The organism is Roseateles sp. (assembly GCF_047654805.1).
GTDB lineage: Bacteria > Pseudomonadota > Gammaproteobacteria > Burkholderiales > Burkholderiaceae_C > Pelomonas.
This window is the reverse complement of the sequence record NZ_JASGIV010000001.1, coordinates 5,598,288-5,621,533: the sequence shown is the minus strand read 5'-3', so window position 1 is coordinate 5,621,533 and position 23,246 is coordinate 5,598,288. Positions and strand designations below refer to the sequence as shown.

26 protein-coding genes are annotated in these 23,246 nt (G+C 66.8%); 10 read left to right on the top strand and 16 right to left on the bottom strand.

The window, feature by feature from the left end:
* Positions 1-64: 64 nt before the first annotated feature.
* The 3 genes from thiL to QM732_RS25490 are packed head-to-tail and all read left to right on the top strand — an operon-like array spanning position 65 to position 2,029.
* Positions 65-1,003 (top strand): thiamine-phosphate kinase, encoded by a 939-nt coding sequence (gene thiL, locus QM732_RS25500; protein WP_415658883.1) that lies wholly within the window; start codon positions 65-67, stop codon positions 1,001-1,003.
* Entirely contained in the window at positions 1,000-1,527 is a 528-nt protein-coding gene (locus QM732_RS25495) for a phosphatidylglycerophosphatase A (RefSeq protein WP_415658882.1), read from the top strand. The genes thiL and QM732_RS25495 overlap by 4 nt, the downstream gene beginning before the upstream one ends.
* 4 nt (positions 1,528-1,531) lie before the next feature.
* Positions 1,532-2,029 carry a CinA family protein gene (locus QM732_RS25490; protein ID WP_415658881.1) on the top strand — a complete coding sequence of 166 codons (498 nt, stop codon included), beginning with the start codon at positions 1,532-1,534 and terminating at the stop codon, positions 2,027-2,029.
* A gap of 17 nt (positions 2,030-2,046) precedes the next feature.
* Here QM732_RS25490 and QM732_RS25485 read toward each other — a convergent pair whose 3' ends face one another.
* The 9 genes from QM732_RS25485 to QM732_RS25445 form a co-directional block, all read right to left on the bottom strand.
* Entirely contained in the window at positions 2,047-4,449 is a 2,403-nt protein-coding gene (locus tag QM732_RS25485) for a putative bifunctional diguanylate cyclase/phosphodiesterase (RefSeq protein ID WP_415658880.1), read from the bottom strand.
* On the bottom strand, positions 4,449-5,039 hold the full coding sequence (locus QM732_RS25480) for a methylamine utilization protein (RefSeq protein WP_415658879.1): 591 nt from the start codon (positions 5,037-5,039) through the stop codon (positions 4,449-4,451). The genes QM732_RS25485 and QM732_RS25480 overlap by 1 nt, the downstream gene beginning before the upstream one ends.
* 32 nt (positions 5,040-5,071) lie before the next feature.
* Positions 5,072-6,142, bottom strand: coding sequence for a DNA polymerase III subunit delta (holA, locus tag QM732_RS25475; protein ID WP_415658878.1), 1,071 nt, complete (start codon positions 6,140-6,142; stop codon positions 5,072-5,074).
* Complete coding sequence (lptE, locus tag QM732_RS25470; RefSeq protein ID WP_415658877.1) at positions 6,142-6,627, bottom strand: LPS assembly lipoprotein LptE; 486 nt, start codon at positions 6,625-6,627, stop codon at positions 6,142-6,144. The genes holA and lptE overlap by 1 nt, the downstream gene beginning before the upstream one ends.
* Before the next feature lie 76 nt (positions 6,628-6,703).
* Positions 6,704-9,334: a leucine--tRNA ligase gene (gene leuS / locus QM732_RS25465; RefSeq protein ID WP_415658876.1), complete on the bottom strand. Its 2,631-nt coding sequence runs from the start codon at positions 9,332-9,334 to the stop codon at positions 6,704-6,706.
* Positions 9,335-9,374: 40 nt separating this feature from the next.
* Positions 9,375-9,800 (bottom strand): ExbD/TolR family protein, encoded by a 426-nt coding sequence (locus QM732_RS25460; RefSeq protein WP_415658875.1) that lies wholly within the window; start codon positions 9,798-9,800, stop codon positions 9,375-9,377.
* A gap of 2 nt (positions 9,801-9,802) precedes the next feature.
* Positions 9,803-10,447: a MotA/TolQ/ExbB proton channel family protein gene (locus tag QM732_RS25455; RefSeq protein WP_415658874.1), complete on the bottom strand. Its 645-nt coding sequence runs from the start codon at positions 10,445-10,447 to the stop codon at positions 9,803-9,805.
* Positions 10,448-10,449: 2 nt separating this feature from the next.
* Complete coding sequence (gene dapB / locus QM732_RS25450; RefSeq protein WP_415659438.1) at positions 10,450-11,193, bottom strand: 4-hydroxy-tetrahydrodipicolinate reductase; 744 nt, start codon at positions 11,191-11,193, stop codon at positions 10,450-10,452.
* Entirely contained in the window at positions 11,181-11,759 is a 579-nt protein-coding gene (locus tag QM732_RS25445) for an outer membrane protein assembly factor BamE (RefSeq protein ID WP_415658873.1), read from the bottom strand. The genes dapB and QM732_RS25445 overlap by 13 nt, the downstream gene beginning before the upstream one ends.
* Positions 11,760-11,868: 109 nt before the next feature.
* Between QM732_RS25445 and fur the strand changes: the two genes are divergently transcribed.
* Positions 11,869-12,312: a ferric iron uptake transcriptional regulator gene (gene fur, locus QM732_RS25440; RefSeq protein WP_415658872.1), complete on the top strand. Its 444-nt coding sequence runs from the start codon at positions 11,869-11,871 to the stop codon at positions 12,310-12,312.
* Here fur and QM732_RS25435 read toward each other — a convergent pair.
* The 4 genes from QM732_RS25435 to hpf all read right to left on the bottom strand — a co-directional run bounded on the left by QM732_RS25435 (position 12,309) and on the right by hpf (position 15,753).
* Complete coding sequence (locus QM732_RS25435) at positions 12,309-13,727, bottom strand: nicotinate phosphoribosyltransferase (protein WP_415658871.1); 1,419 nt, start codon at positions 13,725-13,727, stop codon at positions 12,309-12,311. The two genes, fur and QM732_RS25435, sit on opposite strands and share 4 nt — an antisense overlap.
* Complete coding sequence (gene hprK / locus QM732_RS25430) at positions 13,724-14,680, bottom strand: HPr(Ser) kinase/phosphatase (RefSeq protein WP_331177752.1); 957 nt, start codon at positions 14,678-14,680, stop codon at positions 13,724-13,726. The genes QM732_RS25435 and hprK overlap by 4 nt, the downstream gene beginning before the upstream one ends.
* A gap of 7 nt (positions 14,681-14,687) precedes the next feature.
* Positions 14,688-15,158 carry a PTS IIA-like nitrogen regulatory protein PtsN gene (gene ptsN / locus QM732_RS25425; protein ID WP_415658870.1) on the bottom strand — a complete coding sequence of 157 codons (471 nt, stop codon included), beginning with the start codon at positions 15,156-15,158 and terminating at the stop codon, positions 14,688-14,690.
* 253 nt (positions 15,159-15,411) lie between these two features.
* Positions 15,412-15,753, bottom strand: a complete 342-nt coding sequence (gene hpf, locus QM732_RS25420) for a ribosome hibernation-promoting factor, HPF/YfiA family (protein ID WP_415658869.1) — start codon at positions 15,751-15,753, stop codon at positions 15,412-15,414.
* Positions 15,754-16,169: 416 nt separating this feature from the next.
* Here hpf and corA point away from each other — a divergent pair, with 416 nt between their 5' ends.
* Positions 16,170-17,144, top strand: coding sequence for a magnesium/cobalt transporter CorA (corA, locus tag QM732_RS25415; RefSeq protein WP_415658868.1), 975 nt, complete (start codon positions 16,170-16,172; stop codon positions 17,142-17,144).
* A 439-nt stretch (positions 17,145-17,583) separates the two neighbouring features.
* On the top strand, positions 17,584-18,453 hold the full coding sequence (locus QM732_RS25410) for a ferritin-like domain-containing protein (protein ID WP_415658867.1): 870 nt from the start codon (positions 17,584-17,586) through the stop codon (positions 18,451-18,453).
* Positions 18,454-18,456: 3 nt separating this feature from the next.
* On the opposite strand, the gene QM732_RS25405 is transcribed toward QM732_RS25410, so the two are convergent.
* From QM732_RS25405 to QM732_RS25395, 3 genes are read right to left on the bottom strand one after another with little or no spacing between them, the layout of a single operon-like run.
* Positions 18,457-19,323, bottom strand: coding sequence for a hypothetical protein (locus tag QM732_RS25405; protein WP_415658866.1), 867 nt, complete (start codon positions 19,321-19,323; stop codon positions 18,457-18,459).
* Positions 19,324-19,343: 20 nt separating this feature from the next.
* Positions 19,344-20,213, bottom strand: a complete 870-nt coding sequence (locus QM732_RS25400) for an ABC transporter ATP-binding protein (RefSeq protein WP_415658865.1) — start codon at positions 20,211-20,213, stop codon at positions 19,344-19,346.
* The gene (locus QM732_RS25395; RefSeq protein WP_415658864.1) at positions 20,210-20,563 is read right to left on the bottom strand and encodes a GntR family transcriptional regulator; all 354 of its coding nucleotides are present in this window, start codon (positions 20,561-20,563) and stop codon (positions 20,210-20,212) included. Before QM732_RS25395 ends, QM732_RS25400 begins: the two co-directional genes overlap by 4 nt.
* A gap of 131 nt (positions 20,564-20,694) precedes the next feature.
* On the opposite strand from QM732_RS25395, the gene QM732_RS25390 reads away from it, so the two are divergent.
* From QM732_RS25390 to QM732_RS25375, 4 genes are read left to right on the top strand one after another with little or no spacing between them, the layout of a single operon-like run.
* Complete coding sequence (locus QM732_RS25390; RefSeq protein WP_415658863.1) at positions 20,695-21,186, top strand: hypothetical protein; 492 nt, start codon at positions 20,695-20,697, stop codon at positions 21,184-21,186.
* Complete coding sequence (locus QM732_RS25385; protein ID WP_415658862.1) at positions 21,173-22,141, top strand: TniQ family protein; 969 nt, start codon at positions 21,173-21,175, stop codon at positions 22,139-22,141. The genes QM732_RS25390 and QM732_RS25385 overlap by 14 nt, the downstream gene beginning before the upstream one ends.
* A complete protein-coding gene (locus QM732_RS25380) occupies positions 22,138-22,998 on the top strand; it encodes a TniQ family protein (protein WP_415658861.1) in 861 nt (286 codons plus the stop codon). Before QM732_RS25385 ends, QM732_RS25380 begins: the two co-directional genes overlap by 4 nt.
* The gene (locus QM732_RS25375; protein WP_415658860.1) at positions 22,995-23,207 is read left to right on the top strand and encodes a hypothetical protein; all 213 of its coding nucleotides are present in this window, start codon (positions 22,995-22,997) and stop codon (positions 23,205-23,207) included. The genes QM732_RS25380 and QM732_RS25375 overlap by 4 nt, the downstream gene beginning before the upstream one ends.
* Positions 23,208-23,246: the final 39 nt, after the last annotated feature.

The following is a 23,246-nucleotide window of genomic DNA, read 5'->3' as shown; positions in this document are numbered from 1 at the left end:
TTTGGAATCATGCCACTGCAGCCGCCTCGGGTTGGTGTGGATCTCCACAAGGTCTAATCGCGGCATGGGCGAGTTCGATCTGATCCGGCGCTATTTCCAGCGCCTTCCCGGGCATGGCGTCGAGGTGGGAGTAGGCGATGACTGTGCCGTGCTCGTACCCACGCCGGGTTCACGCTGGCTGGTGTCCAGCGACATGCTGGTCGAGGGGCGGCACTTCCTGTCCACCGTAGATCCGGCGCGGCTGGGCCACAAGGCACTGGCCGTCAACCTCAGCGACCTGGCCGCCTGCGGCGCGACGCCGCGAGGCTTCACATTGGCCCTCGCCCTGCCGCGCGTCGACGAAGCCTGGCTGGCCGGCTTCGCGCGCGGCCTCTGGAGCCTGGCGGACGCCAGCGGCTGCCCGCTCATTGGCGGAGACACGACGCAGGGGCCGCTGAACATCTGCATCACCGTCTTCGGCGAGGCGCCGTCCGGTCAGGCGCTGCTGCGCAGCGGCGCGAGGGCCGGTGACGAGGTCTGGGTCTCCGGACGACTGGGCGATGCGCGCTTGGCGCTGGAGGTGTTCCGCGGCACGGTGGCACTGGACGGTGCCGACTTCGAGAGCGTGCGCGTCGCGATGGAAAGCCCGACGCCTCGCGTGGCACTGGGCCAGGCGCTGCGCGGCGTCGCGACCGCGGCCGTGGACCTCTCCGACGGCCTGCTGGGCGACCTCGGCCACATCCTTGCCGCCTCAGGCGTCGGTGCGCGGCTGGACGTCGATGCGTTGCCACGCAGCGCCGTGCTGGCCGCACAGCCGGCGGCGCTGCAGCAACAATGCCTGCTGGCCGGCGGCGACGACTACGAGCTGGTCTTCACGGCGCCGCCCGGTGCGCTCGTACCCGATGTGGATGTGGCGCTGACGCGCATCGGCCGCATCGAAGCCGAGCCGGGCCTGCGCGTCGTGGACGCACTTGGCGCAGCCGTCGCGCACGGCCTGCGCGGCTACGACCATTTCGCCTCATGAGCACCGCACCGAAACGCGCCACGCCGGCCTTCATGCTGAAGCACCCAGCGCGATGGATCGCGCTGGGCTTCGGCAGCGGCTTGGCGCCCAAAGCGCCTGGCACCGTCGGCACGTTGTGGGCCTGGCTGGTGTTCGCCGTCATTGCACCGTGGATGAGTGAGTTGTCCTGGGCCCTGCTGATCCTCGGCGGCACCGTCGTCGGCTGGTGGGCCTGCACACGCACGGCGCGCGACCTGAACACGCCCGACCCCAGCGCCGTGGTCTGGGATGAGGTGCTGGCCTTCTGGCTCATCCTGTGGCTGATTGCACCGACGGGCTTCACCGGCCAGCTCGTTGCCTTCAGCCTGTTCCGCTTCTTCGATGCGGCCAAGCCGGGGCCGGTGGGCTGGGCAGACCGGCTCTTCAAGGGCGAGCGCGGCGCGCCCGTCACCTGGGCACAGGGCTTCGGCATCCTCTTCGACGACTTCGTCGCCGCCGGCTGTACGCTCGCCGTCATCGCGCTCTACCGCTACTTCATGGGGTGATGCCATGTTCGCCAACGACCTCGAGCTGATCGACCGCATCGCCGTCGCCCTGATGCAGCGGCGCGAACGCATAGGCACGGCAGAAAGCTGCACCGGCGGACTCATCGCTGCGGCCTGCACCAGCCTGGCGGGCTCCAGCCAATGGTTCGAGCGCGGTGTCGTCAGCTATAGCAACGAGGCCAAGGCCGAACTACTGGGCGTGCCCAAGGGCCTGATCGCACTGCACGGCGCCGTCAGCGCCGAGGTGGCCGAGCACATGGCGCGCGGGCTGCTCGCCCATGCCCCCATCGACTGGGCACTGGCCGTCACCGGCGTCGCCGGGCCCAGTGGCGGCAGCGAGGCCAAGCCGGTCGGCACGGTCTGGCTGTCCCTGGTGCATGCCGGCCGGCCGGCCCGGGTCTGGCGCGAGAACTTCGGCGGCGACCGCCATGCGGTGCGCGCACAGACGGTGACGGCGGGGCTGACAGCGCTGTGCGAGGCGCTGGAGGATTGCGACAACTAGCCCGGGTGGGGTACGGGTCAGCCAAGTTTCGCCATCAGGCTTTCGGCCGTGACGCCCGAGATGTCCGGCGCCTGCCAGGCCTTGGCCCAGGCGATGAAACGCTCCTGCGGCATGGGCTTGCAGACACAGTAGCCCTGGCCTTCGTCGCAGCCCAGGCGGGCCAGCATGGCCCAGGCCTTGACCGTCTCCAGGCCCTCGGCGACGACGCTCAGGCCGAGGTTGTGCGCCAGCTCGATGGTGGAGCGCACGATACGCGCGTCATCCAGGTCGCGCTCCATGGCCATGACGAAACTCTTGTCAATCTTGAGCTCGTCCACCGGCAGGCGCTTCAGGTAGGCCAGCGACGAGTAGCCGGTGCCGAAGTCGTCGATGGAAAGCTTGAAGCCCATGGCGTGCAGGTGCTCCAGCGTAGACAGGGCCCGCTCAGGGTCGTCCATGATGGCACTCTCGGTGATCTCCAGGCACAGCGAGGCCGGTGGCACTTGCAGCGGCACCACCATGGCCTCGATCTTGGCCGGCAGGTCCTGGTCCATCAGGTCGCGCGTGGACAGGTTGACCGACAGCCGCAGCACCAGGCCCGCGTCCGACGCCTGGCGCGCGAAGCGGGCCGCCCCAGACAGCACCCAGGCGCTGAGCATGCGGATGAAGCCCGTCTGCTCCGCAAAGGGAATGAACTGCATGGGCGGCACCAGGCCGCGCGTCGGGTGCTGCCAGCGCACCAGGGCCTCGGCACCGACAACCTTCCCGTGCTGCAGGTCGATCTTGGGTTGCAGATACAGGCGCAGCTCGTCGTTCTCGATGGCCCGCCGCAGCTCGGACAACAGCGACAGGGACTCCTGGCTGCCGGCGTCCAGCTGGGCGTGGTAGATCAGGCTGCCGCATTGGCGCGTCTTGGCCGCGTACATGGCCAGCTCGGCGCGGCCCAGCAGCAGGTTGACGTCGCGGCCATGCTCGGGGAACAGCGCAATGCCGATGCCCGCGCCGAGGTCGATGGTCTCGTTGTCGATCTGCAGCGGGCGTTCGAAGTCCTTCAGGATGGCCAGCGCCGCCTCGCTGGCGGCATGGGCATCGGTGTCCGCCAACAGCACGGCGAACTCGTCGCCCGACAGCCGCGCAAGCACCGATGCGCCCGGCGCGCACAGCGCCTGCAGGCGCTCGGCCACCGACTGCAGCAGACGGTCCCCAACCTCGTGGCCCAGCACGTCGTTGACGTGCTTGAAGCGGTCCAGGTCCAGCATCAGCACGGCGCCGGGCAGGTCGCTGTGGACGAGGTGATGCTGCAGGAACTCCGCGAAGCGCGCACGGTTGGGCAGCAGCGTCAGCGGGTCTACATAGGCCAGCTTGTTGACCATGGCATCCCGGCGGCGTATGCCCTCGCGCATGCTCTCCAGCGCGACTGCCAACTCGTGCACCTCGTCCAGATTGGAGGTCGCCGGCACAGGCGTGTCGTAGTCGCCGCTCTCCAGGCGGCGCGCCGAGACCGACAGCGCCGTGATGGGATTGCTGATGCCGCGCGCCAGCAGCACGCTCACCAGCGCGAAGACAGCCACGCCCAGCACGGTCAGGCCAAGCAATACCAGTTGCAGTTGCTGGTAGGGCGCCAGCGCCACGTCCAGCGAACGCAGCAGCAGCACGCCCAGAGGCTGCTCTCCGGCACCGATCAGCGGCACGAAACGGCTGCCCATGCGCTCGCCGGCCAGCTCGAGGATACCGTCCACCGGGGCGGATCGGCCCAGGCCGGCGTGCAGGGCCGTGGCGCCAGCCTCGCCGAGGTTGTCGACGATGTTCAGCCAGGGCTGGGTCGGAGCCTGCAGCAGCACGACGCTCTGCAGTTCAGACAACGCCTTGAGGTCGTCCAGCACCTCGCGGTCCAGCGCGAAGGCCATCAGCACCCAGCCCACCGGCGCCGGGGTGCGCACCTGGACGACGACGACCTGGAAGACCTGGCTGCCTTGCACGGCCAGCGCCGCGCCGACACCGTCGCTGCTCTTGATGAGCTGGCCCAGCGCCGCGCCGAAGGCGGCCGAGCCGTCGCGCGTTGCAGCGACGAGTTTCTGGTGGTCGTCGAAATAGGCCACCACGGAGGCACTGACGCGTTCGCCCTGGTTCACGAGGGCGTCCTTGATGGTCTCCACGGTGCCCGCCTCGGCCAGCGACAGACCCACGGTGCTGCGAAACCCGTAGTCCTTTGCCAGCAGCTCCGCGGCGTCGCGCAGCTTGCCGGCGCGCTGGTCCAGCAGGCGCCGCAGCACGCGCTCGCCGGTCTGCAGCTCGGCGGCCAGCGAAGCCTCGGCGTTGTGGGTGATGCTGGCATGGATGGCACCGAAGCTGACAAGCTGCACGACCAACAGCAGCGCCAGGAACAGGGCCACGATGCGCCCTTCCAGGCGGCGCAGGTTCAGCCAGGCGGGCCCGCGCATCAGTCGCCCAGCGTCAGCACGCTGGTACCGCCCGCAGCCGGCACGCTCAATCGGAGGCTCTGCAAGGCCGGTGCCTTCTGGCCCGCATGCCAGACCTTGACGATGTGTTCGCCTGCGGCCAGGTCGAAGCTGGCCCGGCCCCGGTCGTCGGTGCGCGCGAACAGCGGCGTGTCGACGACGACGATGTGGGCGCTCATGCGGTCGTGGATGTTGCAGCCCAGCGTGGCGACGCCGGGCTTGTCAAAGACGATCGGCTCGGCCGGCGTGCCTGAGTAGAGCTTGATGTCGATGACCTTGATGGGCGAGAACGAGTAGACGTGATGCCTCACGGTGTCGAAGTTCGGGAAGCTGACCGCCGTGCCGGTCTGCACGACAAGGAGCTGAGGCGTGAACTGCCGGTCGCGCTGGCCCATCTCGGCCCTGGCATTCGTCGCCCGGCTTGCACGGCCCTTCAGCTCGACGGCTACCGCGGCACCAGCCAGCGGCTGGCCGTCCGGCCCCTGCAATTGCACGGTCACGGGTACCGCCTGCGCGACCAGCGCGAGCGTTGCCAGGGCGGCAGGCATCAGGTGGCGAAGAGGCATCGTCATGGTGTCCGCCCAGGACGATAGCCCAATCGGGCTCAGCGCGCCGCCAGAACCGCCCCCACCTTGCCGCTTGCCGCCTCGGCAACCATCAAGGCGAGACGACGTAGGGCGGCCCAGGGCTCCGAAGGCCAATCGGGGTGGCGCAGCCCCTTGACGAGGCCGTCGCAGACCTGGGCCGCCTGCACCAGGGTGCCAGCCTGAGCCGAGTCGAGCCGCGGCGCGATGCGCTCGATGAGGCGCTCCTTGGCCCCCCAGACCCGTGCCTCGCGCAGCGCCAGCGGCAGTGGCCGTCCGGCGTCCAGCGCGGACCGCACGCGAGCCAGCGCGCGCGCATCCTCGGCCAGAGTCCAGTGCACCAGCACGGCCGCCTCCCCCTCGGCTTCAAGACCGTCCAGCATGCGTAGCAGGCGCGGCACGTTGCCGGACAGCACGGCCTCGCTGAGCTTGAAGACGTCGAAGCGCGCGACATCCAGCACGGCGGCCTCGATCTGCTCCAGCGTCAGCTCGCCCTTGGGGTGCAGCAACGCGAGTTTCTGCAGCTCCTGGTGAGCAGCCAGCAGGTTGCCCTCCACACGGTCGGCGAAGAAGGCCAGTGCCTTCTGGCCATCCTCGCCCTCAGGCACGGACTGCCCCTGAGCCTTGAGGCGCTGGGCCAGCCATGCCGGCAGCATGCGCCGCTCCACCGGCTCGACGCGCAACGACACCCCATGGCCGTCCAGCGCCATGAACCAGGCACTGCTGAGCTGGGTCTTGTCCAGCCGCGGCAGCGTCACCAGCGTCAGCACGTCGTCGGGCGCAGCCTCGGCATAACGCTGCAGCGCCTCTGAGCCGTCCTTGCCAGGCTTGCCGGTCGGGATGCGGATCTCGATGAACTGGCGCTCGGCGAACAGGCTCATGGCCTGAGCGGCAGCCAGCACGGGCGCCCAGTCGAAATAGGCACCGGAGACGGTGAAGATCTGCCGCTCACCGAAGCCCTGGGTGCGGGCGGCGGCGCGGATCTGGTCGGCGGCCTCCTGGGCGAGCAGTGGCTCGTCGCCGTGGACGGTGTAGATGCGGGCCAGGCCCTTGGTCAGGTGGGCGGCGAGGCCTTCGGCGCGCAGTTGCATCAGCTTGGAAGCTTCACGGCGGCCAGGCGACGCATGACCTGCGCGATCGCGTCGGAATGCATGGCCCCGTAGAGGTTGGCGGCTTCCTGCTCCTTGGCCAGCGCGGTGGATTCGGTGTAGTTCATGTCGCGCGACAGCCGCAGCTCCACCTTGGGCACCAGCAGCTCGCCTGCGGCCGTGCGGATCAGGTAGTCGAACTGCAGGCGCAGCTGCCATTCACGCACCTGGCCCACGCTGGTGGATGCGACGACGGTTCGGTCACGGACCTCGTGCGTGGCCTCCAGCACCACCTGGGCACGCGAAGGGTCTTCGACCAGCTGCACCGGCGTGCGCTTGATCTGGCGCTTCAGGCCAGCCGCCAGCGGCGAGTCGGGCGCAAAGCCCGTCAGCGCCAGCGTCTGGAAGCGCAGCTCCGGCTCGCGACGCAATTCGAAGCCGCAGCCGGCAAGGAATGCGAGGCCGATCAGCGCGAAGCGGCGGTCCAAGACACCCACGGGTCGCCCGAGGCCGTCTTGCGCCTCAGGAGCCAACGAGCTTGAACGAGCTTGGGGGCTCATGGGCTCAGACGACGACGTTGACCAGGCGGCCGGGCACGATGACGACCTTCTTCGGCGCCCTGCCTTCGCTGAACTTGGCGAACTCCGGGTTGGCCAGCGCGGCGGCCTCGATGGCAGCCTTGTCGGCGCCGGCCGGCACCTTCACCGAGCCGCGCAGCTTGCCGTTGACCTGCAGCATCAGCTCGATCTCGTCCTGCACCAGTGCGGCCTCGTCGACCGCGGGCCAGGGCGCATCCAGCAGGTCACCCAGCTCGGCGACAAACCCCAGGTCCTGCCACAGCTGGTGGGAGACGTGCGGCGTGGCGGGGTACAGCACGCGCAGCAACACCGAGAAGCCGTCGCGCACAGCGGCGGCCTGGCCCTCGGCCTTGAAGCCTTCCAGCGCATTCAGCAGCTTCATCGCGCCGGAAACGACGGTGTTGTACTGCATCCGCTCGTAGTCGTAGCTGACCTGCTTAAGCACGTTGTGCACCTCGCGGCGCAGGGCCTTGCCGTCACCGTTCAGCGCAGCGTAGTCGGCACCAGCGGATTTGATGGCGTCGGCATTGCGCGCGCCGAAGTTCCAGACGCGCTTCAGGAAGCGATGGGCACCTTCGACCGCGGCGTCGTTCCACTCCAGCGTCTGCTCCGGCGGTGACGCAAACATGACGAACAGACGGGCCGTGTCGGCGCCGTACTGATCGATGAGCGCCTGCGGGTCCACGCCGTTGTTCTTGGACTTGGACATGGTCGTCATCTCGTACTCGAGCGGCGTACCGTCCTTCTTCAGCCTGGCACCGGCGATGCCGCCCTTGTCGTCGTGGAGGACGTCGACCTCGTGCTCCCAGTAGTAGTTCTTGCCACCGCCCTCGGGCTTGTGGAAGAACGCACCCTTCAAGACCATGCCCTGCGTCAGCAGCTTCTCGAACGGCTCACTCACCGATACCAGCTTCAGGTCGCGCATCACCTTGGTCCAGAAACGCGCATACAGCAGGTGCAGGATGGCGTGCTCGATGCCGCCGATGTACTGGTTCATCGGCATCCAGTACTGCGTGCCCTCGGCGACCATGGCCTGATCGTTGGTGGGGTCGCAGTAGCGCATGAAGTACCAGGACGAGTCCACGAAGGTATCCATCGTGTCCGTCTCGCGGCGCGCCGGCTTGCCGCACTTTGGGCAGCCGACGTTCAGGAAGCCGGCATGCTTGTTCAGCGGGTTGCCGCTGCCGTCGGGGATCAGGTCCTCGGGCAGCACGACGGGCAGGTCCTGCTCGGGCACAGGGACGACGCCGCAGGCGTCGCAGTGGATGATGGGGATGGGCGTGCCCCAGTAGCGCTGGCGGCTGATGCCCCAGTCGCGCAGGCGCCAGGTGGTCTTCTTCTCGCCCAGGCCCTGCGCGGCCAGCAGTTCGGCAACCTTGTTGACCGCGTCGACATGCGACAGGCCGTCCAGCACGCCGGACTCGATGCAGCGGCCCCTGGCTTTGTCGCCGTACCACTCGGCCCAGGTCTTCGAGTCGTAGGCCTGGCCTTCGACATCGATGACCTGCCTGATGGGCAGGCCGTACTTGTTCGCGAACGCGAAGTCGCGTTCGTCGTGCGCGGGCACGCCCATGACGGCGCCGTCGCCGTAACTCATCAGCACGTAGTTGCCAACCCACACCTCGACCTGCGCGCCGGTGATGGGATGGGTGACAAACAGGCCCGTCGGCACACCCTTCTTGTCCTGCGTGGCCAATTCGGCCTCGGTCGTGCCGCCAGCCTTGCATTCCTCGATGAAAGCAGCGACTTCGGGCTTGTCCTTGGCGGCGATGGTGGCCAGTGGATGCTCCGGGGCTACGGCGCAGAAGGTCACGCCCATGATGGTGTCGGCACGGGTCGTAAACACCCACAGGCGCCCACCGCCCCCTTCGATCGAGTGCGGGAACGCAAAGCGCACCCCCTGGCTCTTGCCGATCCAGTTCTCCTGCATCAGCCTGACGCGTTCGGGCCAGCCACTCAGGTAGTTGGGATCGGCCGGGTCGGCCACGGCCGACAGCAGCTCCTCGGCGTACTGCGTGATCTTCAGGTAGTAGCCCGGAATCTCGCGCTTCTCGACCAGCGCGCCGGAGCGCCAGCCACGACCATCGATGACCTGCTCGTTGGCCAGCACGGTCTGATCCACCGGGTCCCAGTTGACGACCTGCGTGCGGCGCTCGGCGATGCCGGCCTCCAGCATCTTGAGGAACAGCCACTGATTCCACTTGTAGTAGCTGGGCTGGCAGGTCGCAACCTCGCGACTCCAGTCGATGGCCAGGCCCATGGCCTGCATCTGGCCCTTCATATGGGCGATGTTGGAGTAGGTCCACTGCGCGGGCGGCACCTTGCCTTTCATCGCGGCGTTCTCGGCCGGCAGGCCGAAGGCGTCCCAACCCATGGGCATGAGGACGTTGTAGCCCTTCATGCGCAGCTGGCGGGCCAGCATGTCGTTGATCGTGTAGTTGCGCACATGGCCCATGTGCAGCTTGCCGCTCGGGTACGGCAGCATGGAGCATGCATAGAAATGCGGCTTGCTGGCGTCTTCGGTGACGCGGTAGGCGTCGCGCTCCGTCCAGTAGGCACGGGCGGCGGCTTCGATCTCGGTCGGGTTGTAGCTGGGCGCTTCGGTCTTGGCGTTCATACGCCAAATTGTATTGGGCACCCCTTGGTGCAGCCTTCGGTCAGGGTGCCGACGCAGCAGCCTGTGCGACGAAGGCGATGCGGCTCAACCCCGCAGCCTGTACCCAGCCGATCAGCTCGGCCACCTGGCCGTAAGGCACGGTGCGGTCGGCGCGCAGTTGCACTTCCATCTGCGCATTGGCGCGCCCGAGCTCCGAGATGCGCTGCTGGAAGGCCTCGGGCGCCAGCTCTTCCTCGCCCAGATGCAGCTTGCCGTCAGGCGTGATGGCCACGGCGACGAAGCTGGGTACGTCGCTGGGCGTGGCGGCCTCGCTCTTGGGCAGGTCCAGGCGCAACGAGGCCGTCATCAACGGCGCCGTGATCATGAAGATGACCAGCAGCACCAGCATGACGTCGATGAGGGGCGTCATGTTGATGTCACTCATCGGGCGCGAGCCCTCCGGTTTCTCAAGCCGGCCGAAGGCCATGATCAGTCGTGGTCCAGCAACTCGCGCAGATCGTGCGCAAAGCCTTCGAGGTCGGCCTCACAGGCAGCGACCATCTTGCCGAAGACGTTGTAGGCCAGCACGGCAGGGATGGCGACGGCCAGGCCCGCGGCCGTCATGATCAACGCCTCGCCGACCGGGCCGGAAATCTTCTCGATGGTGATGTTGCCGGCCGCCGAGATGCTGACCAGCGCGTGGTAGATGCCCCAGACCGTGCCGAACAGGCCGACGAAGGGGGCCGTCGCGCCGATGGAGGCCATCAATACCTGGCCGAACTGCAGTCGCGCCAGCACCGCATGCAGCGCATCGCGCAGACGGCGCGTCAGGCGGGACTCGCGTCGGCCAGCAGCATCCAGCGTGGCCTCGCGCGTCTCGGCCGTGGCGGCATCCAGCAGCGGCAGCAGCAGGGCCTCCGTGTCGAAGTTCTGCAGCGCGCCGCGTCCCTCGGCCACGCCAGCGGCCGACCAGAACGCGGGGACGGCTCGCTCCAAGCCGCGGCGCGCACGCCGCAGCAGCCAGGTCTTCCAAAGGATCAGCGCCCAGGCGCTGACCGACATTGCCAGCAGCAGCAGCGCCACCGCGCGGCCGACCAGGTCGCTTTGGGCCCAGAAGTCCGCGAAGCCGCCCATGCTCAGGCGAAACCCAACACGTCGTTCATGCCGAACAGGCCCGCCGTCTTGCCCGCAAGGAAGCGCGCGGCACGCAGGCTGCCCTGGGCGTAGATGCCGCGATTGCTGGCCTTGTGGCTGATCTCTATGCGCTCGCCGATGCCGGCGAACAGCACAGTGTGGTCGCCGATGATGTCGCCGCCACGCACGGTGGCGAAGCCGATGGTTGACGGATCCCGCTGGCCGGTAACCCCTTCGCGGCCGTAGACGGCGCAGGCCTTCAGGTCACGGTCCAGCGCGTCAGCGACAACCTGGCCCATCTGCAGCGCGGTGCCGCTGGGGGCGTCCACCTTCATGCGGTGATGGGCCTCGATGATCTCGATGTCGAAGCCCTCGTTCATCGCGCGGGCAGCAAGGTCCAGCAGCTTCAGCACGACATTGACACCCACGCTCATGTTGGGCGCGAACACGATGGCCGTGCGCTCAGCGAGCTTTGCGATCTCGCCCTTCTGGGCCTCGTCGAAGCCGGTGGTACCCACGACGGCCTTGACGCCCAACTCGGCACAGACGGCCAAATGAGACAGCGTGGCCTCGGGGCGGGTGAAGTCGATCATCACGTCAGCGCCCGCGAGACCGCTCCGCACGTCGGCGCCCTTGTCCAGCGTGACGTGCAGCACGCAGTCGTCAGCGGCCTCAACGGCCTCGATGAGCATCTTGCCCATGCGCCCGGAGGCGCCCATGACGGCGACCTTGATCACGTGCCGGATCCCGTCTTGGCGTCCAGCGGGGGATAGGTACGACCCGGCGCCGGACCTTCGGCGGCGGCGGTCGGCGCGGCCTCGGCGCTGCGCTTGGGCGGCGGCAATGCCGTGCGCTCGGCCTCGCTCAACTCCAGCTTGGGCTGCTTGCCGTCGGGCTTGAAGGTGTTGATCGCAGCGACGAAATCGTTCTCGGTCGGCAGGTCATCAGGCACCGTCAGCGTCTTGAGCTTGTCACCGTCGAACTCGGCGACGACCAGGCGCTGCTGCGCCGGCGTGCCCTGGCGACGGATGGTGAAGGGGTAGTCCCAGCGCGACTCGTGGAAGACGTCGGTCAGCAGTGGCGAGCCGAGCAGATCGCGCACCTGGGCCTTGTTCATGCCGGGCTTGACGCGCGCGACCATCTCCTTGGTCAGCACGTTGCCCTGGACGACCTCGACCCGGTAGGGTGTCAGCACGCCTAGCACCTTCTCGCCGGTGACGGAGGGCAGGGACGGCAGGGAATCCCAGGTGGGCAGATAGGAGCAGCCGCCAAGCAGTGCGAGCAGCGGGAGAGAGGCAAGCAAGGGACGCATGGGGCGGCTGACAGAGGGCGGGATGGACGGAAACACCGGCCGAGGTCTCGGCTGGCTATGATCGGGCGGATTCTAGCGGGGCCACCTTCCGGCCCCGGCCCCCAGTGCCATGCCCAGCTCCTCCGCAAAGAACCAGACCAGCGACATCAAGAACAGCGGCCTCAAGGCGACGCTGCCACGCATCAAGATCCTCGAGATCTTCCAGCGCGCGGCCCAGCGCCACATGACCGCTGAAGATGTTTACAAGGCTTTGCTCGGCGAGGGTGCCGACATCGGCCTGGCGACGGTTTACCGCGTGCTGCAGCAGTTCGAGCAGGCGGGCCTGCTGAGCCGCAACCATTTCGAGACCGGCAAGGCCGTTTACGAACTCAACGAGGGGCATCACCACGACCACCTCGTCTGCCTGAATTGCGGCCGGGTCGAGGAGTTCTTCGACCCCGGTATCGAGGAGCGCCAGCACGCCATCGCGAGCGAGCGCGGTTTCCAGCTGCAGGAGCATTCGCTCGCCCTCTATGCGAGCTGCGTGAAGACCAACTGCCCGAACCGCAGCTAGGCTTCTGCAGCCCGCGCGCGTATTGCCGCGAAGCCGTCGTCGACGAGCAGGTGGCCGTCCTCGAAGACGGTACGCAACGCCTCGATCGCGCCCGAGGCGCGGGCCTCCTGGAAACCGGGCGAGTCCAGGCGCACCGTGGCGAAGTCATCGCCCTGGCGCATCAGCGTGAGACGCCCGGCCTTGCTGCGCTTGGCAGGATCAGTCACCGGAGCCTTGAAGACGTCGCGCCAGCGCCCCTCCACCTGCACGGCCGATGCCTTCATCGCAAAGCCCAGCGTGTCGCGGTTGACCTGCTGCAGCAGCGCGCCCCCCTGGCCAAAGGCGATGTTGTCGGCCGAGTAACCGGCGCCCTCCAATGCGGCCAGGATGGCGGCGATGGACTGGCGGGTGATGCCGTCGCCCTGGATGACGCGGACATGCTTCAGCACCTTGTAGCCCTTGGCGTTGACGTCGCTGCCGAAGGCAGCGTCCAGGGCGCGCACGGTACGCAGCACGATGGTGACCGGATCACCGCTGTCGGGCCGGATGACGACGGTGGCGCCGCTGGCGATGACCTCGTCGCGCAGTTGCCGCCCCCAGAGCCGGCTGACAGCTGCGTCCAGGTCGTAGGAGTCGGACACGACGGCCAGCACCGCACCGGGCTTGCCGAACTGACGCAGCATGTTGCGATAGGCGGCCTCCTCACCCTCGCGCCCCCAGGCGGTGATGGTGCTGTGTTCGGCCGCCGGGATGGAGAAGCCAGCCATGGGTTCACCGTAGAAGGCGCGGGCCCCCAGCAGGGCCGTCATGGTGTCCGTGCCTTGGAAGTTCACGAGGTGTGCCATGCCGCCCAGCATGGCCGACTCCAGCGACGACACGCCTCGCGCGCCGAAGTCATGCAGCTTGAAGGGCAGACCCTCGAGTGAGCCGCTGCGCGCCAGCGCGTCGGCGATGAGGCGGCGCGTGGCGTGGCTGTGCGTTGCCACCGTCGTCGGATACCAGACACGCAGCAGCGCCGTCTCGACGTAGCTGGTCAGCCACCAGCAGGCCGGATCGGTGTTTTCGACGGTGACCAGTGCATGGTTGATCGGCACGACCGTGCCCTCGGGTACGGCGCGAATGCGCAGCGGCAGGCGACCGCCGTGAGCGTCGACAACGTGCTGCCACCCCTCGCGGTTGAACGGCACGCCATGAGCCGCACACACTTCCGACGCCAGCACCACGTCGGCCGCCGTGACTGGCTTGGTGAAGTACTCCTTCAGCAGCGCCTGCAGGCCGAAGAAGACCGTGTAGGGCAGCGTGCCGCCACGGGCTTCGATGTAGCTGAAGACGGTCTGCGTGCCCGGCGGGTACTGCAGCCAGTGGCTGGTCTTGTAGCTGTCCGTATTGAGGACCAGCAGGCGGGCGATGTCGCTAAAGCTGTTCAACGAGTTCAATCGACAGAGCCGTTGTCGATGGCGCGCTGGTGGCGCTCGACGAATTCCTTGTAGGTGTCGATGCCACGCAGTTGCAAGATGGTGTTGCGCACCGCAGCCTCCACCAGCACCGCGAGGTTGCGGCCGGCGTCCACGGCAATGACGACCTTGCGCACAGGCATGCCCAGCACATCCTCGTACAGCGGCTCGTAGGGCAGGCGCTCGAAGTCGCGCTCCATCGTCTCCTTGCGCACCAGGTGGACGATGAGCTTGAGCCGCATCTTGCGGCGCACGGCGGTCTCGCCAAAGATCGCCTTGATGTCCAGCAGGCCAATGCCTCGCACTTCCAGCAGGTTCAGCAGCAGCTCTGGGCAGCGGCCCTCAATGGCGGTCTGGGCGATGCGGAAAAAGTCCACCGCATCGTCGGCCACGAGACCATGGCCGCGCGAGATCAGTTCAAGGCCCAGTTCGCTCTTGCCCAGGCCCGACTCGCCCGTCAGCAGTACCCCAAGGCCGAGGATGTCCATGAATACGCCATGACGAGTCGTGCGGTTGGCGAAGAGCTGCGACAGATACCCGCGCACCAGGTCGATGACGTGGCCGGCCGATTCGTTGGTGCGGAACAGCGGGATCTCGGCACGGTCGCACATCGCCACCAAGCGCGGCGGCGGCACGGTGTCGTCGGCGATGATGATGACCGGCGGCTCCAGCGTGACGATGCGGGAGATGCGGCGGTCCTGAATTTCGGTGCTCTCTTGGCTCAGGTACGCGACCTCGCGGCGACCGACGATCTGCACCCGATAGGGGTGGATGTAGTTCAGGTAGCCGACCAGGTCGGCCGCGCTCTGCGCATCGCGTACGGCGGCCTCGTCGAAGCGGCGCTCGGGATGGGCGTGGCCGGCGATCCACTCCCAGCGGAGGGCTTCGCGATGCTCCTCGAAGAGCCGCTCGGCGCTGATCGAAGTGGGCTTCAAGGCGAGATCAGGCGACCGACTTCAGCGGCTCCCAGGCCGCGATCAGCTTGTGCAGCGTCGCCGCGTCCGGCTCGGCCTTGAGCTGTTCGCGCAGCTCGCGGTCCGACAGCATCTCGGCGATCTCGGACAGGATCTCCAGATGTCGCTGTGTGGCCGCCTCGGGCACGAGCAGGAAGATCAGCAGGCTCACGGGCTCATCGTCCGGCGCATCGAAGCCAATTGGCTGGGCCAAGCGCAGCACGGCAGCGAGCGGGTTCTTCAGACCCTTGACGCGCCCATGCGGGATGGCGACGCCATGGCCAAGGCCGGTCGAGCCAAGGCGCTCACGCGCAAACAGGTTGTCGGTGACCAGCGCGCGAGCCATCTGGTGATGGTTCTCGAACAGCAGGCCGGCATGTTCGAAAGCGCGTTTCTTGCTGGACGCATCCACATTCACCAACACGTTGTCGGCGGGCAGGATGGCGGCGAGACGGTTCATGGGTTGGGACCTGACGACGGGGGCGCCCGAAGGGCGCGGCCGCAGCCGGGCAATGGGTCAATCAGAGCCACCGATTATGGAACCGCGAGCCCATTTGGGGTGGTCGACGGCCTTTGGAGGCGTGGAAAACACCATCGACGACCCCCGAATGCGGGTTTTTGCGGCACCGCAGCAACAACCATGGGCGATGAGAGGGGGCTGGCCCACAAAACAAAAGCGGCCCGCAGGCCGCCGAGTGAGATGAGCCGAGGGCTCAGGATGCCGAGACCTCGATGCGCTTGGCCGAGGCGTGATGGTGATCCTGCACCTTGTCCTTGTGGCGGCAGACCTGACGGTCCAACTTGTCCATCAACTGATCGATGGCGGCGTACAGATCCTCGTGGGATTGCTCGACGAAGATGTCGCGGCCCTTGACGTGTAGCGTCACTTCAGCGCGCTGGCGGCGCTCCTTCTCCTTTTGCTTCTCTACGGTCAGCAAGACGTTGATGTCAACGACCTGGTCGAAGTGGCGGGTCACACGGTCCAGCTTGGTGAGCACGTACTCGCGCAGAGCTGGCGTGACTTCGAGGTGATGGCCACTGATCGTCAGATTCATAAAGCCTCCTTTCAGAGGAATGGGTCGGGAAAACGAACCGGGGGAACTGAAAAAAACAGAATCTAGGGGAGGAGGAGGGAGAGGGTCTTTTCGAGTAGCAGAGTGGGTGGGAGTGGGGAAATCGACGAACCCAGTTTGCGCGCGAAGCAGCACCGTGACAAGAGGATGACGGTGAAGCTTTGTGCCCTTATGGATCAACTTTTTGCGGCTTCTTTCACGCGCTGCGCGGTGCAATAATCCTCGGCTATTTCCCCCATGGAGAGCTTCTTGGACAGCGATCACCCTCGGTGACCGTCCGCTCCCGCCGCTCGGGCCCGCCTGTGGCCCGCCCGCCCGGAGTGAGACGGTTGACCTGAACCCCACCACCCCGGACGGCAGCAGTCGTCCTCCCCGCTTGTCGCTGCCGGAGACGAGGCATGCTGAATGTGTTCACGCTGGACAACGGACGCCTGAAGGGCGGCCTGTTCCAGCAAGAGATCGAAACCGCAGAAGACCTGGCCCAGTCGCGCCCGGTCTGGGTGGACCTGGAAAGCCCCAGCGCAGAGGAAAAGGGCTGGATACGCGACCGCTTCGGCCTGACCATCCCTGAGGACATCGTCGACGAGGATCTGGAAGAGTCGGCGCGCTTCTACGAGGAGGACAACGGGGAGCTGCACATCCGCTCCGACTTCCTCATCGATGACGACGGCCAGGCTCGCAATGTGCGCGTGGCCTTCATCCTGTTCAACAACATCCTGTTCTCGATCCATAACGAGGACCTGCCGGTGTTCCGCCTGCTGCGCCTGCGCGCACGGCGCATCCCGGCACTGATCGAGGATGCCAAGGATGTGCTGCTCAAGCTCTATGACGCCGATGCCGAGTACTCGGCCGACGTGCTGGAGGGCATCTACGACAAGCTGGAGGCCGTCAGCGCCCGCGTGCTGAAGAGCAACGTGACCGACGCCGAGGCCGGTGAAGTGCTGGCAGCGATCGCCCGCGAGGAAGACTTGAACGGCCGCATCCGCCGCAACGTGATGGACACGCGCCGTGCGGTCAGCTTCATGATGCGCAGCCGCATGCTGAACGCCGAACAGTTCGAGGAATCGCGCCAGATCCTGCGCGATATCGACTCGCTGGATTCCCACACGGCCTTCCTGTTCGACAAGATCAACTTCCTGATGGACGCCACGGTCGGCTTCATCAACATCAACCAAAACAAGATCATCAAGATCTTCTCCGTGGCCAGCGTGGCATTGCTGCCGCCAACGCTGATCGCGTCAATCTATGGCATGAACTTCCGGCACATGCCAGAGCTGGAGTCGCGCTGGGGCTACCCCTTCGCCCTCGTACTGATGCTGCTGTCGGTGGCAGCGCCCTTCATCTACTTCCGCCGCAAAGGCTGGCTGAAATAAAGCAGACCCGCGTCATCGACGCGGGTCTGGGTTGTAAAAGTGGCCGCAGAACGCCTCGAAGCCAACGAGGGAGGGAGGGAGGAGGAGGAGAACGGCTCCGAGATTGCTGCTCTGAACCCAGAGAGGTTGCGCGACCCAAATTCGAGGTTGAACGACGGAAACCTGCGCCCTGCGTTGGACTCGGGTTTTCACTGTATGTAGCCTGAGAGGCGCCTCGAAGCATGAAGTTCCTGAGCGCTGTACCAGATTTAGGCGACGATTGTTGCCGTCATGACCGGATGTCAGGCGCCCCTGAGGCACTCCACTCCTGCTTTGAAAACAGTGCATGGCTGCGATGCCGGCAAGGGGCGCCAAGCCCGGACGAATGGACCTCCGTCGAGGGCCGAAATGGCAAGTCGGCGCGAACTTTTAGAATCCCGTCTCTAAACGAGGACCCGCCATGCTTTACCCCGAACTGTTCAAGCAACTCGAAGCCGTGCGCTGGAACATGGACAGCGACATCCCCTGGGACAAGTTCGATCCAACCCTGCTCACCGACGAGCAGGCCCAGACGATCAAGATGAACGCCATCACCGAGTGGTCGGCTCTGCCCGCCACCGAGATGTTCCTGCGCGACAACCGCGAGGACAGCGACTTCTCCGCCTTCATGTCGGTCTGGTTCTTCGAAGAGCAGAAGCACAGCCTGGTGCTGATGGAATACCTCAAGCGCTTCCGCCCCGACCTGGTGCCCACCGAGGCCGAGCTGCACGAGGTGCGCTTCGACTTCGATCCGGCGCCGGCGCTGGAGACGCTGATGCTGCACTTCTGCGGCGAGATCCGCCTGAACCACTGGTACCGCCGTGCTGCCGAATGGCATACCGAGCCGGTCATCAAGGCCATCTACGAAACACTGTCGCGCGACGAGGCCCGCCATGGTGGCGCCTACCTGCGCTACATGAAGCGCGCCATGACCAAGTTCGGCGACGAGGCGCGTGCCGCCTTCGCCAAGGTGGGGGTGCTGATGGCCAGCGCCCGCCGCACGGCCCAGGCCCTGCACCCCACCAACCTGCACGTCAACGCCAAGCTGTTCCCGCGCGACACCATCCAGAGCCGCCTGCCCGACCCCGAGTGGCTGGAGCGCTGGCTGGACACGCAGATCCAGTTCGACGCCGTGTGGGAGAACAAGGTCGTCGAGCGCATCCTGCACAACATGAGCCTGCTGATGGACCGCAGCTTTGCAACCGTGCAGGAACTCAACCGCTTCCGCAAGGAAATGGCGGCACGCATCGTGCCGCCGGCAAGCGAAGGACTGGCCGGTTCCCCGGCCTGACCGTCAACCGGCCCGCGAGCGCTTCGCCACCACCAAGGCGAAGCCCGCGGCGGCCACGGCAGCCCAGCCCAGGAACTGCAGCGACGCCAGTTCCGACAAGGCGCGACCGAAGTCCTGCGTGACCCAGGTCCACAGGTTGACGTCAGACATGAGCGCCTCCTTGAGGCCCGGGCCGTCGTTGACCAGCGCACGGCTGAGCTGCACGTTCCACGCACCCAGCGCCCGCATCGGCCAGTCGATGCTGTAGACCTTGTCCAGCACGAGGACGAGCACCAACCCACCGACGAGGATCAGCGGCACCCCCAGGCGCTTGAGCCAGGCCGAGGCGGCCATTAGCACGAAGACCAGCGGCGCTAGCCACAGCATCAGCGGCAGCGTGCCAGCCAGGCCTCGCAGCAGCAGCGGCAGCGCGGCGGCAACGACCTCGTTCCAGTTCACGCTGGTCACCGCGCCCGCACCTCCCTGGGCCGCCAGCACCGACATCGCGATCGGCAGGCCGAACAACGTGCCGACGACGGCGCCGCCCACGGGTGCCAGCCAGGCATGGGCCAGCACGGTGGCCGCCACGCTCTCGCTGGGTCTCCCCGGGAGCGACAGCCAGAACTCGATGGAGCGGTCCTGGGCATCGCGGCGCGCCAGTCCGGGCAGTTGGAACAACGCCACCAGCAGGCAGATCGCGAACACCGCGCTGGCGCTGATCAGCAAGATGCCAAGGGAGAGCAGCTCCCTGCGATCCGCGGGCAGGCCCTGCACATGACCGAAGGGCAGCATGGCCAGGAAAAGGAGGGGGGGCGCAAAGGCGGCGATCAGCCAGCCGCGCTTGTGCTGCATCCACTCGCGCAGCAGCAGGGTGGGGATATGGGAAGTCATGGCGTCTCCTTGTGGGGCCGTCAGGCCTGCTTGCCGTTCAGCGCCGGGTTGCGGGTCAGCGCCATGAAAAGGTCGACGAGGCTGGGCCGCACGCGCTGGCCCAGGCTGGCCACATGCTCGGGCGGCGCACCGTCGAACAGCGATGTCGTGCGGCCTTGCTCACGGTAGCGCAGCAACGGGTGGGCAGCAGCCATCGCATCGGCGGCGGCGGGGTCATGGTTCAGCGCGACAAAGCGGCGGTCGATGTCCTCCAGGCTGATGGAGAGCGCCACGCGCCCCTCGTCTAGCATGATCACGTCGCTCAGCAGCGCCTCGACCTCCTCAACCTGATGCGTCGAGATCAGTACGCTGCGCTCGCCGTCGCACCACTCGTCGATCAGCATTTCGTAGAAGCTCTTGCGCGACACCACGTCCAGGCCCAGCGTCGGCTCGTCCAGGACCATCAGCTTCGCATCGATCGCGGCGATCAGCGCCAGGTGCGTCTGCGCCACCATGCCCTTGGACAGGCTCTTGATCTTGTCGTTCTCGTTCACGCTGGTGCGCTTGAGCAGCGCACGGGCGCGTTCCGCCGAGAACCTGGGCTGAAGCCGCGTCATTAGCGTGATCAGCTCGTGGACCCTGGCCCAGCGCGGCAGTACAGCCACGTCGGGGATGTAGCTGAGCTGCTCCAGCAGCGTCTGGCGATCGTCCGCGGGCCGGAGACCCAGCACCGTCATGTCACCCTGCACCGGCAGCAGGCCCACCAGCGCTTTCATCAGCGAGGTCTTGCCGGCACCATTGTGGCCCAGCAAGCCCACGACGCGGCCCTTGGGCACGGTGATGGAGACGTCGCTCAGCGCCGTCTTCTTGCCGTAGCGCAGCGTGACGTTCTTGACTTCGATGAGGTTCATGTCGACTCCCAGTTCAGATCCTTGGCGTTCAACCCCAGCCGCTTGAGCTTGGCGCGCAGCGCCGGCCAGTCCTTCTGAAGGAACTGTTCGCGCTCCTGGTGCAACAGCCGCTCGCGGGCGCCGGCCATCACAAACATGCCCAAGCCGCGGCGCGATTCAATCAGGCCGTGATCGCTGAGCGCCTGAAGCGCCCGCGTGACCGTCAATGGGTTGATGACGTATTGACTGGCGAGCTGACGCACCGAGGGCAGGGCCTCGCCTTCCGGGGGGCTGCCATCGAGCAGTTGCACGGCCAGGCGATCGGCCAGTTGCTGGTAGATCGGCGCCTGGTCGGTCCAGGTGGGAGTCATGGGCGCTCCGGGGGTGTGTTGCTGATGTAGCACACCATATCGCCGCCACGGGCAGGGGCCTAGCGCGGCGCGACAGACTGCAGATTCGGGGGGATGAGCCGGAGTCGAGGCAGGGCACGCGGATCATCTTCGTGGACCACGCGCATGTCTTGGAGCAATCCGTTCGGAAATCCTCGAAGGCGGCCTTGAAGGGTGCTGTCGAAACAACCGCATCAGAGGTGTTCCGTGACCTCATGGATGAGACCGGCATCGCGTTGGTCTTCCTGGCCAGCGACAGCTTCGGCGGCTTGGAGCGGGTGGACGAGTCGTTGGCCGACCGTGTGTCGGTCCGACTCAGCTTGCAGCACTTCGAGCAGAACAAGGCGTGGAAGCAGTTCCTCGCCGAAATCGGCCGCCGCACGAAATCTGTCGACCTGAACATCTTGGACGAGAAGGGCTTTGCCGGACTGACCCACAAGGCCGTGCTGGGGAACAGGCGCCGCACGAAGTTGCTGCTGACCGAGGCTGTGCTGGTGGCGATCGACGACGGCGCGAAGGTCGTGGATCGCAGCCATTTCGAGGTGGCTTTCCATCGCATCAGCGGCTCAGCGAGCCAGATGGTGAATCCCTATGCCGGCGCTTGAACAAGGCAGGCTCGGTGTGTCCGTCAACCCGCAGCTTGGCGAGTCGGCGATGAGCTGGATGCTGCGGGCGTTCCAGGCCAACGGTGTGGGCTACGAGGAAGGCATGCGGTGGATGGGCTTGGATCGACGTCAGGCCCTGGGCGAGGCCGACGTCGCGGTGCTCGCCTGGGCACTTCACGCTGACGCCGACGACGTGCGCGGCCGCATGGTCCTGCTCGAATGGCGCGGTGGCGGTCGATGGGTGCACCTGGCGGGGCAGCGGCTCAGCCGCTGGGTTGCCCCCACCAGCATGCTTGCCAAGGTGTGTCCGGCCTGCCTGCGTGAGCGCGGCTTTGCCCTTGTCGTCTGGATGACAAGGGCAGCACCGGCCTGCTGCCGGCATGGCTACAGCTTGCTACAGCAATGCGGTGCCTGCAGCAGGCCCATCCGGTGGGCGCGGCCCGCCGTTCGCATCTGCCAGTGCGGTCGGTTCTTCAAGACGACGGAGGAGGGCCGACCACTGGAGCCCGAGTTGAACTTCTGGCTCCGCTGGGTGGATGCCGTCCTGCGTGGCGACGCGCCAGCCGCTCAAGATGCGATGGGCGCATTGCCGCCGCTGCTGCACGATCTGACGCTAGACGGCGCATACCGGCTCGTCGAGGCGTTCGGGCTGCTGGAGGCGCCGGGCGATCCGGTCCGCAATGTGCGGCATAGCTCGGCGGGCCTGGTGGAAGTGGGTGGTGTGCTGGTGCGTGGCCTTCGAAGGCTCATCGACCTGGGTCAGGCTGAGACCATCGCGCCCGATGTGTTCGACACCGTCCATCTCCCAGTTCTCGCGGAGCTGGCTGACGAGCCGGCCGCCGAGCTGGATGGCCAGCGGGCAGCTTGGTTGCTGGATGTCCACCGTGCCAATCGGTCGCCGGGCGTCCGCCGTGTCGGGGCACGTCCACGACGTCAGATGCCGCTGTTCCTATGAAAGGCGCTTCACAACGCTTGTCGTACGGCGTGCCGGCGCCGTTTCCGTTCGAGGCGCCGACCTCTTGGTTGACGCGGCTCGCCTGCGCACAGGGGCTGAGTGCGATGACGGAGCTGCTGCGGTTTCTGGGGCTCCCACCTGGCGTCGACTTGGACTGGCACCTGAGGGATGCGGCGGTGGCGGACCTGAGATGGCGCTGCAATCTGCCGCCTCAGAGCTTTGCGATCGCGAGCCGCGTGATGGCTGGCGCCGCGGTATCGGGCATCTCCGCAGCTCGCTTGCTGCTGGCCGGCAAGGATGGCGCCGCTCAGTTCAGGTTCTGTCCGTGCTGCTTGGCCGAGAGGAAGGTGGCCCACCTGGATATCCACTGGCGCTTTCGCTGCTGGCGCTGGTGTCCGCCCCACAACTGCATGCTGGTGACAGCTTGCCAGGCATGCTCCGCGCCGGTCGAGCATCCCAGCCTGATAGAGACCACGCCCGCCGGCCGCGTGGGGCTGGCGTCGCTGAGCCGTTGTACACGTTGCTGCAGTCGGTTCAACAGTGACCAGATCCAGCAACTGGCGGCGGGAGGCATGCAGGCCCTCGGCAGGGCGGAGAAGGCTTGGGTTTCTAGCGGGCGCACCGTACTCGCTGCGCTGTATCACCAGCGCTTTCACCTCCGTGAGCAGTGGCATCCTGTTCAACACCTCGGCTCTGAGTACCCAAGGCTTGTTGGCCCAACTCAGAGGATCGACCGGAAGCTTGAAGCGTGGCGCCTGACACGCGAGTTCCTCGCTGACCTGTCCGATGACGTCGAAGAGGAGGTCGAACCGCTGCGACTTGACCGGTGGGCAGTGGCGCCTAGGAGCGGCCGATGAAATCGTGGATCGCTTCCACAGACCGCTGCCTCGGGGCAATGGCGCGGATGCAGAACGAACTTGGCGCGCGTCTGGATGATCTGGCGACGACCGTGCGGAAAGCCGATGCGGCGCAGGCGCGGCGCGAGCTTTGGGCGTGGTGTGTTTTCGCGGCGGTTGCCGTGTCGGGGCTTGTCGTCGTCGTGGCGCTCGTGGCCACGCTCGACTGATCGCCACGGTGGCATGGGTGCCTGCCGGCATGCCAGAGC